The 14,616-nt window shown below is 66.0% G+C and carries 18 protein-coding genes and 1 riboswitch; of the genes, 7 read left to right on the top strand and 11 right to left on the bottom strand.

What is annotated here, in order from left to right:
* Positions 1–350: 350 nt before the first annotated feature.
* Positions 351–836, top strand: a complete 486-nt coding sequence (locus tag ACFTS5_RS07545) for a hypothetical protein (protein WP_378628534.1) — start codon at positions 351–353, stop codon at positions 834–836.
* 303 nt (positions 837–1,139) lie between these two features.
* Here ACFTS5_RS07545 and ACFTS5_RS07540 read toward each other — a convergent pair whose 3' ends face one another.
* From ACFTS5_RS07540 to ACFTS5_RS07520, 5 genes are all read right to left on the bottom strand, one after another.
* Positions 1,140–1,736 carry a hypothetical protein gene (locus tag ACFTS5_RS07540; RefSeq protein ID WP_378628531.1) on the bottom strand — a complete coding sequence of 199 codons (597 nt, stop codon included), beginning with the start codon at positions 1,734–1,736 and terminating at the stop codon, positions 1,140–1,142.
* 75 nt (positions 1,737–1,811) lie between these two features.
* A complete protein-coding gene (locus ACFTS5_RS07535) occupies positions 1,812–2,138 on the bottom strand; it encodes a hypothetical protein (protein WP_378628528.1) in 327 nt (108 codons plus the stop codon).
* A 545-nt stretch (positions 2,139–2,683) separates the two neighbouring features.
* Positions 2,684–3,643, bottom strand: a complete 960-nt coding sequence (ligD, locus tag ACFTS5_RS07530) for a non-homologous end-joining DNA ligase (RefSeq protein WP_378628525.1) — start codon at positions 3,641–3,643, stop codon at positions 2,684–2,686.
* A 166-nt stretch (positions 3,644–3,809) separates the two neighbouring features.
* Positions 3,810–3,962, bottom strand: coding sequence for a hypothetical protein (locus tag ACFTS5_RS07525; RefSeq protein ID WP_378628523.1), 153 nt, complete (start codon positions 3,960–3,962; stop codon positions 3,810–3,812).
* A 260-nt stretch (positions 3,963–4,222) separates the two neighbouring features.
* A complete protein-coding gene (locus ACFTS5_RS07520) occupies positions 4,223–4,654 on the bottom strand; it encodes an Hsp20/alpha crystallin family protein (protein ID WP_378628521.1) in 432 nt (143 codons plus the stop codon).
* A gap of 158 nt (positions 4,655–4,812) precedes the next feature.
* On the opposite strand from ACFTS5_RS07520, the gene ACFTS5_RS07515 reads away from it, so the two are divergent.
* Positions 4,813–5,121, top strand: a complete 309-nt coding sequence (locus tag ACFTS5_RS07515; RefSeq protein WP_378628518.1) for a MerR family transcriptional regulator — start codon at positions 4,813–4,815, stop codon at positions 5,119–5,121.
* Positions 5,122–5,153: 32 nt separating this feature from the next.
* Here ACFTS5_RS07515 and ACFTS5_RS07510 read toward each other — a convergent pair whose 3' ends face one another.
* The gene (locus ACFTS5_RS07510) at positions 5,154–5,441 is read right to left on the bottom strand and encodes a DUF1905 domain-containing protein (RefSeq protein WP_378628516.1); all 288 of its coding nucleotides are present in this window, start codon (positions 5,439–5,441) and stop codon (positions 5,154–5,156) included.
* A 25-nt stretch (positions 5,442–5,466) separates the two neighbouring features.
* Positions 5,467–5,847, bottom strand: a complete 381-nt coding sequence (locus tag ACFTS5_RS07505; RefSeq protein ID WP_378628513.1) for a DUF1761 family protein — start codon at positions 5,845–5,847, stop codon at positions 5,467–5,469.
* A 76-nt stretch (positions 5,848–5,923) separates the two neighbouring features.
* Between ACFTS5_RS07505 and ACFTS5_RS07500 the strand changes: the two genes are divergently transcribed.
* Entirely contained in the window at positions 5,924–6,571 is a 648-nt protein-coding gene (locus ACFTS5_RS07500) for a TetR/AcrR family transcriptional regulator (RefSeq protein ID WP_378628511.1), read from the top strand.
* 13 nt (positions 6,572–6,584) lie between these two features.
* Here the strand turns inward: ACFTS5_RS07500 and ACFTS5_RS07495 are convergent, their stop codons facing one another.
* Both ACFTS5_RS07495 and gndA read right to left on the bottom strand, forming a co-directional pair.
* Positions 6,585–7,793 carry an alpha/beta fold hydrolase gene (locus tag ACFTS5_RS07495; protein WP_378628509.1) on the bottom strand — a complete coding sequence of 403 codons (1,209 nt, stop codon included), beginning with the start codon at positions 7,791–7,793 and terminating at the stop codon, positions 6,585–6,587.
* A 320-nt stretch (positions 7,794–8,113) separates the two neighbouring features.
* Positions 8,114–9,559, bottom strand: coding sequence for an NADP-dependent phosphogluconate dehydrogenase (gene gndA / locus ACFTS5_RS07490; protein WP_378628507.1), 1,446 nt, complete (start codon positions 9,557–9,559; stop codon positions 8,114–8,116).
* A gap of 165 nt (positions 9,560–9,724) precedes the next feature.
* Positions 9,725–9,821: riboswitch (TPP riboswitch) on the top strand.
* Between gndA and ACFTS5_RS07485 the strand changes: the two genes are divergently transcribed.
* The 4 genes from ACFTS5_RS07485 to ACFTS5_RS07470 all read left to right on the top strand — a co-directional run bounded on the left by ACFTS5_RS07485 (position 9,812) and on the right by ACFTS5_RS07470 (position 13,187).
* Positions 9,812–10,519: a TenA family protein gene (locus ACFTS5_RS07485; protein ID WP_378628505.1), complete on the top strand. Its 708-nt coding sequence runs from the start codon at positions 9,812–9,814 to the stop codon at positions 10,517–10,519. Its footprint overlaps the riboswitch before it by 10 nt.
* Complete coding sequence (locus ACFTS5_RS07480) at positions 10,516–11,538, top strand: ABC transporter substrate-binding protein (RefSeq protein ID WP_378628503.1); 1,023 nt, start codon at positions 10,516–10,518, stop codon at positions 11,536–11,538. The genes ACFTS5_RS07485 and ACFTS5_RS07480 overlap by 4 nt, the downstream gene beginning before the upstream one ends.
* The gene (locus tag ACFTS5_RS07475) at positions 11,516–12,355 is read left to right on the top strand and encodes an ABC transporter permease (RefSeq protein WP_378628501.1); all 840 of its coding nucleotides are present in this window, start codon (positions 11,516–11,518) and stop codon (positions 12,353–12,355) included. The genes ACFTS5_RS07480 and ACFTS5_RS07475 overlap by 23 nt, the downstream gene beginning before the upstream one ends.
* Entirely contained in the window at positions 12,348–13,187 is an 840-nt protein-coding gene (locus tag ACFTS5_RS07470; protein WP_378628499.1) for an ABC transporter ATP-binding protein, read from the top strand. Before ACFTS5_RS07475 ends, ACFTS5_RS07470 begins: the two co-directional genes overlap by 8 nt.
* Here ACFTS5_RS07470 and ACFTS5_RS07465 read toward each other — a convergent pair.
* A complete protein-coding gene (locus tag ACFTS5_RS07465; protein WP_378628497.1) occupies positions 13,134–13,793 on the bottom strand; it encodes a DUF3159 domain-containing protein in 660 nt (219 codons plus the stop codon). The genes ACFTS5_RS07470 and ACFTS5_RS07465 overlap by 54 nt on opposite strands.
* A 165-nt stretch (positions 13,794–13,958) precedes the next feature.
* A complete protein-coding gene (locus ACFTS5_RS07460) occupies positions 13,959–14,534 on the bottom strand; it encodes a hypothetical protein (protein WP_378628494.1) in 576 nt (191 codons plus the stop codon).
* Positions 14,535–14,616: the final 82 nt, after the last annotated feature.

Below are 14,616 nucleotides of genomic sequence, written 5' to 3'. Positions count from 1 at the left end.
CCCTTCAGCGAAATGCCTTGTGCAGTCGGGAGTTACCGCCCGGCCGCCGAATCTGCCGCAGATTCGCTGGTCGGGGCACGTTATTAAATGTTTCTTGAGAGAGTGCACCGGCTGCGACGACCACGTCTGCCGCCTGATAGCTTGACGGATACGAATATCGGATTCTGCAAAGACCCTCGCGGCGCCGGTGCGGGACCGTGCGCAGGATCAGAACCTTGCTTGTCCGCTGGGTCGACCCGTTCACGCGGATGTGTGCTTGATCAGGAGTTTGCTTTGTCCGGTGCTAGAAATCTGAATTCCGCAATTTCGCAGCAGCGTCAACTCGGGGCAGGCCTGTCCGGTGAGCGCAGGTGAGCGCACCGGATTCGTGGTACCCGGCGCCGGCTCAGCACGGTCCGTTCCTTTCGCCGCAGGAATTGCTCGCCGCGATCAACGGGGGCGCCGATTGTGATCAGCCGCTCGCCCGCTGGGCTCGCACCCTCGGGTCGTTGTATCGGGACTGGCTGGCCGAACCGTCCGCCGTATGGGTCGGTCGCCAGATCGCGGAGGTCGCGCACACCATCGATGTGTGGATCACCGCGCAGCTTCCGCGGCCACGCCCCGGCGCTCCGCGTGGAATCGACACGGTGGGCGGGGTGATCGGCCGAGTCGCCGAAGCCGCCACCTATGCCCACTGGGCGCTCCACAACGCCGAGGACGCCCAGCGGCATCGAGCCTGGCACCATCTGGCCGAGATGCGCGAGGGCTACGAGGACCTGGTGCGGTTGGTCCTGGACGGTTCGGTCAACCTGCCGAAGTCGTGGCCCACTATCAGCTGGCCGGCCGCGGCGACATAGAAATCCGCTCGGTCTCCCCGTTTCGAAGCGACGCGCCAGGGTCGGATCAGTCCGGCGGTTCCTGCGCGTGCTCAGTCGCGGCGATTTCCGGTGCACGTTCGCGGGTAGCCACCCCGCCGTTCTCGCCCTGATCGGTGGGGGCCGGGGCCGGCCGCCCTGACGCCTGCCACGCCCAGCGGTAGCCGAAGGTGTCCGAACAGGTCCCACCAGGACGGAGATGAAGGTCGCCGTGATGGCAAGGTTGGCGATCACGATCGCAGGCTGAACCGCTGCCTCGCGCCAGCGGGCACAGAACCCGCGTGCCTAGATCGCCGTTGTGGCACCCGTCGCGACTACGGTCGCCACCCCTGGCGCGAATCCACCTCCGGCCGGCGACAACGGCCAATCCGTGGCGAGACGAAACCTTGCGCCGATCATCGCGACCGCATTCAGCACCGCGTCTACGCCGTCCCAACCTCTCGCGATCGCGCAGGTTTCGCCGTCGACCCGAAACAGACACAGCATGCCGTCCCCGCCGACAGCCGGGACAGGTCGGCCGATGGCAATCGTGTGCCGGTCGCCGGCATGGGTGATCGTCTGCGTCGCCACAACATCGGCGCCGTCCACTGCATCGGGACGATCACCAGCGGGTGGTACCGGAAAGCCGAGATTCGCCGGCACGACAAACCGCGCCGACGCGCCGCGATTCGCCTGCGCCAGCAAGTCACCGATCTCGAGTAAAGCCCGGTAGAGCGCCGCCAGCGAATCGGGGCCTTCGGTGGTGCGCCGCGTGTCCGCCAGCCGATAGGCGCACTCGACCTTTCCGCCAACCGGTCGCGGCCGACTGACCTCGATTGCCACGATCTGGCCGCCTTCGGTGACGCGCCGGGACAAGATCGGTACCTCGACGGTCTTTCTCACAACGCCTCCCACTCATGGCATCCACGCGGGACGCCGCGGATTTTCCTAGCGCAGTAGTACTGAGGCGGATATGACTCAGCCGCGCAGAGATCGGTGCTCGAATCGACGCCAGATCCGGGTGGGCTGCAGCCACATGCGAAGTCCCCACGAGCCCAACAGAGCCGAAAGGAACATGTGCAGGCAAAAGGCGATGACGACGAGCTCTGCCCCGTAGTCGCGGGTCCACTCCCCCATTGCCGAGGACGCGATGCATCCCGCCGCCACGAGCACGAGCGACACAATGACGGCCAGCGGCGCCAACGGCGCCAACTCGTCGCCGCGTTCCTCCGAGATGGCGCGCGGACCGTCGCGATGCTCCTGTAGCGCGAACCGATTATCGAAGTGAGCTCTGATGTAGACCATGAATCCTCCCACCCGGCTACCCCAGCCGGACCATTTCTCTTATGCGCCCGTTCATTCCCCCTATAACGACGATGAGCTCACCCGAGATTTGCGGTCGCCGCAATCGGTGCCGCGATCTCGATGACCCATAGAGTGCCAGATGGTGGAAGTCGATGGAAGCAGAAACCGAAATTCCCTCGCCTCGCGAATGGCCGTTATTTATCGGTGACAATTGGCCGTTCTCCCTGATACCAGGTCACACGCGGCAAGCAGGCGCTTCACGCATCGGGCAGGCAAGAATTTCACCGGCGTAGTTTATGCAATCGTGACAAATGTCGGCACGACACGACTTCGAGCAGCTTGTCATGCTATTTGCTTCCCGATGGAATCCCGAGTCCGAATCACACTCGGCACTTCCAGCATGAATTGCCATTCACTTGCGTTGCCACTTGCACACCGGCACACCTCGAACACAATCCACCGACCCGAGGCAGTGATAGCGGCCAGGCATCGACATCCGCGCCGACCCCGAGAGAACAGCACCGAACAAATGCGTGCACGGACAGTCAATTGCGCCCCGTCGGGGTTTCGACCTCGTCGACATCCTTGTCGAAACGTAGACCTCGCCAACTCGGATGCCGCAACCGGCCGTCGCCGGTCCATTCCGTGAACGCCACTTCCCCGACCAGTTTCGGCTGCACCCACGAGACCCCGTCCGGGGTACGGCCGATGCCCGATATCGGCGGATCGGTGCGGTGCAGCGGTGCGAGCTGTTCGAAGAGGTCGGCGAGCATCGCGGTCGTGAATCCGGTGCCCACACTGCCGGCGTATTCCAGGCTGCCGCGATCATCGGGCACGGCGACCAGCAAGGATCCGATCTGCCCGGCACGGCGACCGGCGCCCTTCTTCCAGCCGATCAGCACGACCTCTTGGTGAGTGACATTCTTGACCTTTGTCCAGGCGGGGCTGCGCTGCCCGGGCAGGTACCAGCTGTTGCGACGCTTACAGATGATGCCTTCCAACCCGAGTTCCTGCGAGACCGCCAGGGCGTCGGCGGCGGGACCGGGGAGCAAATGCGGGACCCGCCAATGCGAGCGGGTCAACCTGAGATGTTCGAGGAGCTCGCGTCGCTGGGCATAGGGCAATTCGATCAGCGACCGGTCGCCGATGTGGAGAAGGTCGAAGATCATGTAAGTCGCCGGAGTCGATTGCGCGAGGGCGCGGATAGTGGCTGGATTGCGCTGATGCATCCGCGGCGCCAATGCCTGGAACGAGGATCGGCCCGCGTGTTCGATCACGATCTCGCCGTCGACCACGAACCCGGGCTCGGCCGGGGCGAGCCCGGACAGCTCGGGCCAGGCGACGGTGATGTCGTTGCCGTTGCGCGACTCGAGCCGCAATTCGTCGTCGATATAGGCAATGGCCCGGACGCCGTCGTATTTCACTTCGTATGCCCAGCGGTCATCGTCGGCAGGTAGATGGCCCGCCGTGGCCAGCATCGCGGCATAGTGCGGCAATCGGGTCATACAGGCCTCGCCATCACCTGATCGATCCCCTGGACACCGTCAGCAAACATTCAGCATAGCTCTGGTGCGTTACGCGCCGATGTCACGACAACCAGCTCGACCACCGTGCGGCCGTCCCGGATCCACTGCCATTGGGGGCAGCGACAGGAGGGCCGCTCGGAGCGGGTCAGCGATCAGGTCGCGGCAGGTGCAGCGGTGATACACCGTCCATGATCTCGGTCCACCACGGCTCGAGCGGGCTGGGCTCGGGCCACCGGATCGTGGTCGGATCGGTCGGTTCGGCTTGTTCTTGTCGTTCGATGGCGTAGTCGATCGGCATCGGTGATCCAGTCGGTGCGCTCAGGGTGGCCGGGTCCGTGACCCGGCCACCGGATTGCAGGGAGGTCGAATTCAGCTCATTCGAAAGGGCTTCGGGGATCGTTCGATACGGATCACCTCACTTTCGGGACAGTACCGGTGACGAACCGGCAAAACGGCTGCTACGAGGTTGTGTGCGCGGCGGAGGGCTGCGCTGAGTGGGCGCGACCGAACCAGCCGCCCCGGTGATCGAGGCAGTCATCGCCGACCACTTTCACGGGCTCAGGCGTTGATCGCCTGGCGTTCGCGGTCGCGGTCGTGGTCGCGGGCGATCTCGATCTTGCGGGGTTTGGCCTTCTCCGCGACCGGGATCGACAGGCGCAGAACTCCGTCGCGGTAGTCGGCGCGGATCTGGTCGGTGTCGAGGCTTTCGCCGAGGAACAGCTGTCGGCTGAACACTCCGCGCGGACGCTCCGCGGCGATCATCGACCGATTCACGTCGAGGCCGGGCCGGGACGCGCGCACGGTCACCACATTGCGCTCGACGTCCAGATCCAGCGAGTCCGGGTCGATTCCGGGCAGATCGAGCTCGACGACGAACTCGTCCCCGTCGCGCCAGGCATCCATCGGCATCGCCGCCGGTTGCGCTGCTGTGCCGAACATCTGCTGGGTCAACCGGTCCAGATCACGGAAAGGATCGGTGCGCATCAACATGGTCGCCACCTCCAACTCACTCCATTCTCGGTAGGATTGTCATCAGATAACCTCTGCCATCTGACATAGATATTTTCTAGCACTCGACCCAGGTGAGTGCAAGTACTGGAGATAAGTAATCTGAGAATGAATGACACCGAATCGAGGTGAGGACACAGATGATCTCCCGGCACGGCTCAGGGCCGCCACCAGCACAGGCGGTGTATGCGATCTCGGTTGCCGCGGAGTTGGCCGGCATCGGGGTCCAGACCCTGCGCCTGTACGAGCAGCACGGCTTGCTCATTCCCGCACGCAGTGCCGGTGGCACCCGTCGTTACAGCGGTGACGATCTGACGCGCCTGCACCGGATTACCACCCTCACCGGCGAGGGGGTCAATCTGACCGCGGTGGCTCGCATCCTCGAACTCGAAGACACTGTCGCGCGCCTGCGCGCGGAACGCGATCGACTACGCGCTAAGCCGAAGTAGACGCCCCTGAGCAGGGCAACTCGCCACGTCCGTCAGCTCAATCGTTCAGTCAGCTCGATGGTGACTTCGTCACCATCGGTCTTTCCGATGCGGCGACGGATCTCGGCGGCGACGGGAAGCTTGTGGGTACCGTCGCCGAGTGCCATGAACGACGAGGTGAACGGGACACCGTCCACCGTTCCCTTCACCTTGACCAGCCCCCGGGTGCCGAAGATCCGCGCGGAGTCGGGCAGTTGCACGCACGTCCACGTGTCACCCTCCCTGACCTTTCCGAGGACAGCGGTGAACGTGATGTCGATCGGTCCCGGTGCGGTGTTCATGAGAGCTCCTGTCGAGGTTCGGGATTCAGACGAACATGCCGAGCACGACACCGCTGACGACCAGCTTGAGAACCCAGTCGGTCATATGCACCAGGGCGGTCGGTATCGGCACGTTCTCGTGGACGACGGCACCGGCGAGGATGGTCACCGGGAGTACCGCCACGATCGCACCTACCGCCGCCCCGGCGGCGATGCCATGCCGATCGCCGGCGACGAGCAGTGTCGCCAGCACCGCCGCGGCCAGCAGCCCACGCAGCACCACGAACAGCATCTGGACCGGCATGCCGATTCCGGGACGCGGGGTACTCGTCCTCGACACCAGCGCGGCGATCGGCGGTGTCGCGTACAGCAGTGCGCTGATGACGAACGAGACGACCGCCGCAACGACGACACCTGCAACTATCATGGCCAGCTCCTTGAGTACGATGCAGTACTCAATTTAGGAGGATGAATAAGTACTGTCAAGTACTAATATGGGGAGCATGACCTCTTCTGCTCGACGCCGCGGCCGACCACCCGGGAAGTCCGGCGCCGAATTACTCACCGTCGCCCGCGAGGTGTTTCTCGAGCGCGGGTTCGCGGGGTCGACGATGGACGAGATCGCCGCACGCGCCGGGATCTCCAAAACATCGCTGTATCGCGAACATCCGTCGAAAGAGGGCCTGTTCGCCGCGGTCGTGGAGCACTGGACCGCCGCCGGGCGTGATGCGATGCGCCCCGCCCTGTCCGAACTCGAGACCGCCGAGGATGTGCGCGAGGGCCTACTCGTCTGGGCACGAACCCTGCTGGCCGGCGTCCTCTCGCCGACCGTGGTGGAGATGCGCCGGCTGGTCACCGCCGAGGCGGCCCGTCTGCCCGAGGTCGGAGCAACGTATCTGCACCAGAGCTGGGTCCGCAATATCGGCGCTCTCGCCACCACACTGCAGGTGCTCGACGCACGCGACATGCTCGCGATCCCCGACCCCCAGACCGCTGCCGAACAGCTCACCTGGCTGGTCGTGGGCGCACCGCTGAACGCCCGAATACTCGATGCCACAGCAGCATCGGCGAACACGCCCGACGCAGCGATAGATCTTTTCCTGGCCGCCTACCGACCGGCCCTGACCGCATCCGAACCCGGCGGTCCGTGATGCGGCCACACGTTCAGGCGAGCGCCTCGTCCGCGAGTGCTCGTGCCGCCTCGTCGGGCGCGTAATTCGCCAGCGCGAGGACAAGGCTTCGGATCCCGGTCCGCGCGGATGGCGGCAAGTGCGCGTGGCGTGCGACATCGAGCTCGTTGGCAATCGTCAGCACCGCGAAATCATGCAGTTCAGCACCCTGGACCAGCGTGCAAGTGCCGGTGAAGCGGTCGATCACCGACAGCGGCTCTCGCCCGAGGTCGCGGTATGTCCGTTCGCGGTCGCACTTGCCGTAGAGATAGACCAGATCCTCGGCGTCGTGCCCGATCACGTTCGCGAGCCGCGGCCGATCGGTCGTCGGCAGGAGCTCGACAGCGAATCCGTCCGTGCCATAGGACGCGTGGCAGATCGCGGCCAGACGGGTTCGCGGCGTGGCGTTCCATTCGACCACGAGGGCATGGACCCGGCGCAGGTGAGCGTGCAGAGTTCCTCCGGGGTGTTCGATCTCTTCGGCACCGAGAACCCGCTGTAGGTCGAATGCGCTCTGAACAGCGTGGGCGGTAGCGAGCCAGGTGCCGGCGTGCTCCGAGACGATGCGCGCGAGCTCGTCGGGAGCCTCCCGGGCGACGAGATGTCCGGCATCCGGCACACAGGTAACCGTGACACGACGATCGGCGAGAAACCGATCCACTTCGGCGTCGGTGAGCGGCGACCGTCCGCCGCGCACGAGCAGCATCGGCGCCTCGGATCCGACGGCCGTCGCATGCAGCGCAGGCCCCGCCGCGAGGCTGTCTTCCACCAGTTCCGTGCGTTGATCGCGAAGACCTATCTCACCGAGCCAGGCGCGTACCCGATCCGGATCGGAATTCGGCACCACATCGACAAGGATCAGACCGGCCACACGACGCGCAATATCCGGTTCGCCGAGGGCGGCGACGGCAGCGAGCCCGCCGACGGAGGCGCCCACCACAACGAGCGGTGCCGGCTCGCGCCGCACCATTTCGGCCACGTCATCGGCAACCGCCCGGAGGACTCTCGCCTCGCCGGTGCTGTCGCCGTGTCCTCGCAGATCGAAGGCGACCGTCCGGAAGCCGGCCGCGGCGATCTGCGATGCGACCGGAGCCCACACGCCGCGATGCTCGCCTCCCGCGTGGAGCAGGAGCACCGTCGGGCCCGCGCCGGTCACGGTGCCGCGCAAGGTGACATCTCCCAGGCTGATGCTCACGTCGGTCATGAGCGAACCGATCGCCGGCAACCGAGGCCACCGCTGTCCGTGAGCACACCGTTCGGTCGCGGATTGTCCTTGCGCACAGCAGGATCAGTCGCATTCATGACGCTCCTCGGCGAACTTCGGGAACGACGTGGTTCCGTCGCAGACTGCGGAATTCGGGTCGACACCCGCCCCGCGTCCTGCGTCCCGATCCGGGACGTATCAGTGACGCGGGGCGGGTTGCCGCCCTGGTCCCACGACCATCATCAGCGACAAACCATCAGCGGGTCAATCCTCGGTGTCCCTTGGCCGACCCCGAGATTCACCACACCGGCAGCCAGAGCTCAGTCCGCGACGACCTCGCTGCGGTCACCGCTCCACAGAGTGTGGAACTTGCCGTCGGCGTCGATGCGCTCGTAGGTGTGTGCGCCGAAGAAGTCACGCTGGCCCTGGGTCAGCGCGGCGGGCAGGCGCTCTGCGCGCAGTGCGTCGTAGTACGACAGCGACGACGCGAACGCCGGGACCGGGATACCGAGCAGGGTGGCGGTGGACACCACGCGCCGCCAGCTGTCGATCGCGGTCTCGATGGCCTCGCGGAAGTACGGCGCGAGGATCAGGCTCGGCAGGGCGGGGTCCTGCTCGTAGGCTTCCTTGATCCGGTTCAGGAACCGGGCCCGGATGATGCAGCCGCCGCGCCAGATCGTCGCCAGATCGCCGGGGTGCAGATCCCAGCCGTACTCGGCGCTGCCCGCGGCGATCTGGTCGAAGCCCTGTGCGTAGGCGACGACCTTGGACGCGTACAGCGCCTGCCGGATGTCCTCGGTGAACTGCTCGACATCGGTGGGCTTGTCGGCGAGCGTGCCCGAGGCGAGACCCACCGCGGCTTTGCGCTGGGCACGCGAACCCGACAGCGCCCTGGCGAAGACCGCCTCCGCGATGCCGGTCACCGGCACACCGAGATCGAGCGCGGACTTGACCGTCCAGCGGCCGGTGCCCTTCTGCTCGGCGGCGTCGACGATCACGTCGACCAGCGGCTTGCCGGTCTTCGCGTCGACCTGCGCGAGCACCTGCGCGGTGATCTCGACCAGGTAGCTCTCCAGGTCCCCGGAATTCCACTGTGTGAACACGTCCGCGATCTGCCCGGCGTCGAAACCGAGCGCGTCACGGAACAGGTTGTAAGCCTCACCGATCAGCTGCATATCGGCGTATTCGATGCCGTTGTGCACCATCTTGACGAAGTGTCCGGAACCGTCGGGGCCGATGTGGGTACAGCACGGCGTGCCGTCGACCTGCGCCGCGATCGACTCGAGCAGCGGGCCGAGCGATTCGTAGGATTCCTTGGGCCCGCCCGGCATGATCGCGGGACCGTTGAGCGCGCCTTCCTCACCACCCGAGATGCCTGCCCCGACGAAGTTGAGGCCACGTTCGGCCATGGCGGCCTCGCGGCGAATCGTGTCGGTGTAGAGGGCGTTGCCGCCGTCGATGATGATGTCGCCCGGCTCCATCACGGCAGCCAGCTCCTCGATGACGGTGTCGGTGGCCTCGCCCGCCTTGACCATGATCAGCACCCGTCGCGGCTTCTCGAGCGCCGCGACGAACTCCTCCACGGTCTCGGTGCGGACGAAGTCGCCGTCACCGCCGTGTTCGGCGAGCAGCGCGTCGGTCTTGGCCACGGAGCGGTTGTGCAGCGCGACGGTGTAGCCGTGCTTGGCGAAGTTGCGGGCGATGTTGCTGCCCATCACTGCCAGGCCGGTGACACCGATGTGCGCACGCGCGGTAGAGGTCGACATTGATCAGCTCTCTTCGTTCGGCGATTCGATGGGTGCGGAAGACGAACTCCTTGGCAGGCAAGTTACTGGGTGCCGGTTCGCCGCCGAACACCTACCACCGTGACCGGGGCTACACGGCGAACCGGGCCCGGCCCGCGTGTCGGCGGTCGCTGCTAGTGTCGGTCGAGTTCTGACACGGGGTGTCTCGCGACCGCGAGGCTGAGAACAGACCCGCTGAACCTGTTCAGGTAATGCTGACGAAGGGATGTCACGGTGTTGCACGCCCACACCACAAATACCGGCCTGTTCACCGATCACCTCTGGGACCGCACCAAGGTCCTGCGGAGCGCGATCGATGAGCTGGAATTCCTGCGGCACCTCGGCGAGGGCACCTTGCCGCTCGAGGTGTTCCGGACCTACATCGAACAGGATTCGCTGTATCTGACCGGGTACTCGAAGGCGCTGGCGATTCTCGCCGCCAAGTCGCCGGACCCGCAGACCGCGGCTTTCTGGGCGACCTCGTCCGCGAACGCCGCCGCTGTCGAGTCGGCCATGCACGACCAGATGCTCACCGGCGGAGCCCTGCCCCCGCGGCAGGGCGAGCCGGAGCATTCCCAGACCTGCCTGGCCTATGTCTCCTACTTGATCGCGGCCGCGGCGACCGAGTCCTACGCGGTCGCGGCGGCGGCCGCGCTGCCCTGTTTCTGGATCTATGCCGACGTGGGACGCGGCCTGGCCGAGAGTGCCGCGAAGGTGATCGCCGCCGACGCCGCCCACCCGTACGCGCAGTGGGTCACCACCTACGGCGCGGAAGAGTTCCAGCAGGCCGCGGCCACGGCGCGATCGCTGGTCGACGCCGCTGCCGAGTCGGCGACCGAGCGTGAGCGGGCGGCGATGGAGAAGGCATTCATCCTCGCCGTGCGCTATGAGCTGATGTTCTGGGACACCGCCCTGCACCCGCAGCCCTGGCCTGCCGCATGAGCGGGCGGCTGCGCCGCGCACTCGCGGTCATGGCAACCACCGTTGCGACCCTGTCGCTGGTCACCGCCTGCGGTTCGGGCGGCGGCTCCGACCAGACCATCCGCTTCGCGCTGGACTGGACGCCCAACACCAATCACTCCGGACTGTACGTCGCATTGCAGCGCGGCTACTTCGCCGACGCCGGCCTGGATGTGCAGGTGCTGCCCTACAACAACACCTCGGTCGACACGGTGGTCGATGCCGGGAACGCCGAATTCGGGATCAGTACCCACAATTCGTCGACGTTCGCCCGCGCCTCGGGTGCTCGCATCCAGTCGGTGCTCGCGCCCCTGCAGCACTGGGCGACCGGGATCGGTGTGCGCGCCGACCGTGCCGACCTCGCGAGCCCGAAGAATCTGGACGGCAAGACCTACGCCGGTTTCGGTGACCCGGGTGAGAAGGAGTCACTCGCGCAGGTCATCCGCAACGACGGCGGCACCGGCGAATTCACCTCCGTCATGCTGGGATCGTCGGCGTACGAGGCCGTCTACTCCGGGAAAGCGGACTTCACCGTCTCGTATCTGGCGTGGGAGGGCATCGAGGCCGAACACCACGGCACTCCGATGAAGTACTTCCGCTACACCGATTTCGGATTCCCCGACTCCTACGCCATCGTGATCGACGCCAACGAAGGCTGGCTCGCCGAGAACCCCGACCGCGCGAAGAAGTTCGTCCAGGCCCTGCAACGGGGCTACCAGTTCGCCGCGGACAACCCGGACGCCGCCGCCCAGGACCTCATCGACGCCAACCCGGGCGCGTTCAACGACGAGAAGCTGGTCTTCGACAGTCAGCGAATGCTGGCCGACCAGTTCATGAAGGACCCGAACGGCCGAGTCGGTACCCAGACCGTGGAGCAGTGGTCAGCGAATTCCCGATTCCTGTACCGCAGCGGCCTGCTCAACGGGCCCGACGGTAAACCACTGACCACCGAGCCCGACTGGTCGACGTATTTCACCGATGACTACCTTGCCAACCCGTGACCGGTCCGTAGACGCGCAAGCCCTGTCCAGCGACCGGGCCGGTCGCTGGACAGGGATCCGGTGGGCGGTGCCATCGATCGTCACGGTGGCGGTCCTCGTGGCCGTGTGGCAGATCTATGTCATCACCAGCGGTGTGCGTCCGCAGGTGCTGCCCTCGCCGGTGCGTGTGGTCGAGCAGGGCTGGGCGCATCGCGACGAGATCGCTACCCACGCGGCCGCCACCTTGCAGGTGACGCTGATCGGTTTCGCGGTCTCGCTGAGCGCGGCATGGATACTGGCGGTGGTCGTCGACTTCTCGCCCTGGCTGCGACGCGCGCTGGTGCCGTTGTTCGTGGCGTCGCAGACCGTGCCGATCGTCGCGATCGCACCGTTGATGATCATCTGGTTCGGGTTCGGTCTCCTGCCGAAGATCCTGGTGGTCGCACTGGTCACCTTCTTCCCGATGGCCATCGGCCTGATCGAAGGGTTCGCCGCGGCAGACCGTGACGCGGGCGCGCTGCTACGCAGTATGGGCGCGTCCCGCGTGCAGGAGTTCCGGTATGTGCGGCTGCCCTCCGCGCTGCCGCGATTCTTCACCTCGTTGCGGATCGCGATCACCTACGCGGTCGTCGGTGCGGTGTTCGCCGAATATGTCGGCGCCAGTGTCGGTCTCGGCATCTACATGAGCCTGCAGAAGAATTCGTTCCGCACCGATCTGGTGCTGGCGGCGGTCTTGGTGACCGCGTTGCTGAGTATCGCGCTCTACCTGACGACGTTCGCGGTCGAGCGCCTGGTCGCGCCGTGGGCGCGCGCGGAGAACAGGAGCCGGCGTGACTGACGCAGCGAGCGACCGGATCGTCGTCGACCAAATCACCAAGTCGTTCCCCCAGCCCGGTCGTGGCAGCCCTGGTCTCGAGGTGTTGGGCGGGGTGTCGTTCACGGTCCGATCGGGCGAGTTCGTCACGGTCATCGGCCCCAGCGGCTGCGGCAAGAGCACGGTGTTCAACATGCTGGCCGGACTCGAATCCCCCGACTCCGGCAACGTCGGCTTCCGTGCGGCCGACGGCGAGGACACCGCGTCGCACTGCGCCTACATGCCGCAGAAAGACCTGCTGTTCCCGTGGCGAACCATCCTCGACAACACCATCCTCGGTTTGCGCGTGCAGGGTGTCCCGAAATCAGAGGCCAGACGCCGCGCTCGCGAACTGTTCCCGGTATTCGGCCTGTCCGGTTTCGAGGATGCCCGCCCGTCCCAGCTGTCGGGCGGGATGCGGCAGCGGGCCGCACTGCTGCGCACCGTCGTCCAGGAGCGCGAGTTGCTGTTGCTCGACGAACCCTTCGGCGCACTCGACTCGCTGACTCGCACCGAGATGCAGGCGTGGTTGCAAGAGGTCTGGCAGCGCTACCGGTGGATGGTCCTGATGATCACCCACGATGTCCGTGAGGCGGTGTACCTGTCGGACCGGGTGATCGTGCTGTCGGCGCGTCCGGCCACCGTGCGCCGCGAACTGCGTATCGATCTGCCGCGCCCGCGCGGGTTGTCCATGATCACCGCCCCTGAATTCGTCGCGCTGGAGGAAGAACTTCTCGCGATCCTGCACGAGGAGTCGCGTCGCTCACTCGAGCAGTCGCTGGGTCGAGCGACGAAACGCCCAGACGACGACCACTAGCGCCAGCGCCAGCAGCGGGGTTCCCATGAGGATCTTGGCGGTGGCCAGCCAACCGGCGGCATCGATGTCGTAGAGCCAGTCCTGGACGAAGTAGCGTGCCGTGAACACCGCGGCGAGGGCGAGGGTGGCGATATCGTGCCCGCGCAGTGACGGGCGGTCCTGCCGCCAGGCGAACTCGTTGCCGTGCAGCATGTTCCACAGCACCCCGGTCAGTGGTCGGCGTGCCAGCAGCGAGACGAGTGCGACAACGGCGCCGGCCAGACTGGCCCAGATGCCGACCAGGAAGAATCCGCCTGCCGACCCGGTCCACGCGGCGACACCACCGGCGACGACGACTCCGACGAGCCCGCCGCTCGCCTGGACGGCCGGCTCACCGCGGACGATCCGACCTCCCATGATCGCCACCGCGACGGTGACGGCGGACCCGATGGCAATCGGTAGTGCCACCAGCGCATTCGCCACGACGAACGCGATGATCGGTATCGCCGTGTAGATCATTCCTGTGGTGCCGCCGAGTTGGTCGACCAGCCGCTGCGTAGGGTCGGCCGTCGATACCCGCGAGGCGGCGGACTCGTCGACGTCGCGGTGGGATTCGGGCTGAATCATCGTGCTCTCCAAGCGGTTGCGCGAAAAGGTGTGTGCTAGGCACAGCTCCAACGTTCGTCGCCGCGAACGTCGGAAGCCAGTGCGCGCCACCACCTTTTCCGATGACACCCTCATGGATGCGACATGACATCTGTCACGACAGCCGGCCCGGGATCGCCCGCGTGCTCAGCGCAGGGGTTCCATCAGGCTCAGCAACCCGAGGTCCTCGGCGAGCGCGCCGTCCTGGCCGAGCGCGGTGAAGTCGGCCTCGACCTCCGACAGGGCGAGCTTGCCCGCACGCACCGCGCGGTAGCGCACATACGACCAGAGGAAGACGTCGAGGTTGTCGAAGCGGGTCCCGCCCTCGAGGACCTCTTCCTCGTGAAACCACACCGCGACCTGACCGGTGGTGAGCACGACGTAGAGGTTGCCGCCGCCGTCTGCCCCGATGGAGAACACGTCCTCGTCGGTCAGTTCGGTCGTGTAGTCCGCATCGAGAATCCCGCAGCCGTTGCCGGCGAAGTCGAAAGCGTAGGACCAGTCGAAGATGTCGAGGAACTGCGGCAGCCGACCGGAACGAACCCGGCGGTCGAAGGCCGCGAGTGCGGCGGCGCCGACCGGAGGCAGTCGTTCGAGAAACGGTTCCACCGAACGAGTTCCGGCGGAGACGACGACAGGTTCGCCGTCACCGAACCAGTGGGCGAGATCGGCATCGAGGCCACGATCGGTATAGCCGACGAGGTCGGCGAGGGTGAGCGTCACGCCGAAATTGTAGAAAACGACATCCGACAGGCGCGATCGCATGTCGCGGTCCGGATGTCGGGTCACTCAGTGTATTTTCGGG

Source organism: Nocardia sp. NPDC056952, assembly GCF_042674185.1.
In the GTDB taxonomy this organism is placed as follows: Bacteria; Actinomycetota; Actinomycetes; order Mycobacteriales; family Mycobacteriaceae; genus Nocardia.
This window is presented reverse-complemented; position numbering and strand designations above follow the sequence as displayed.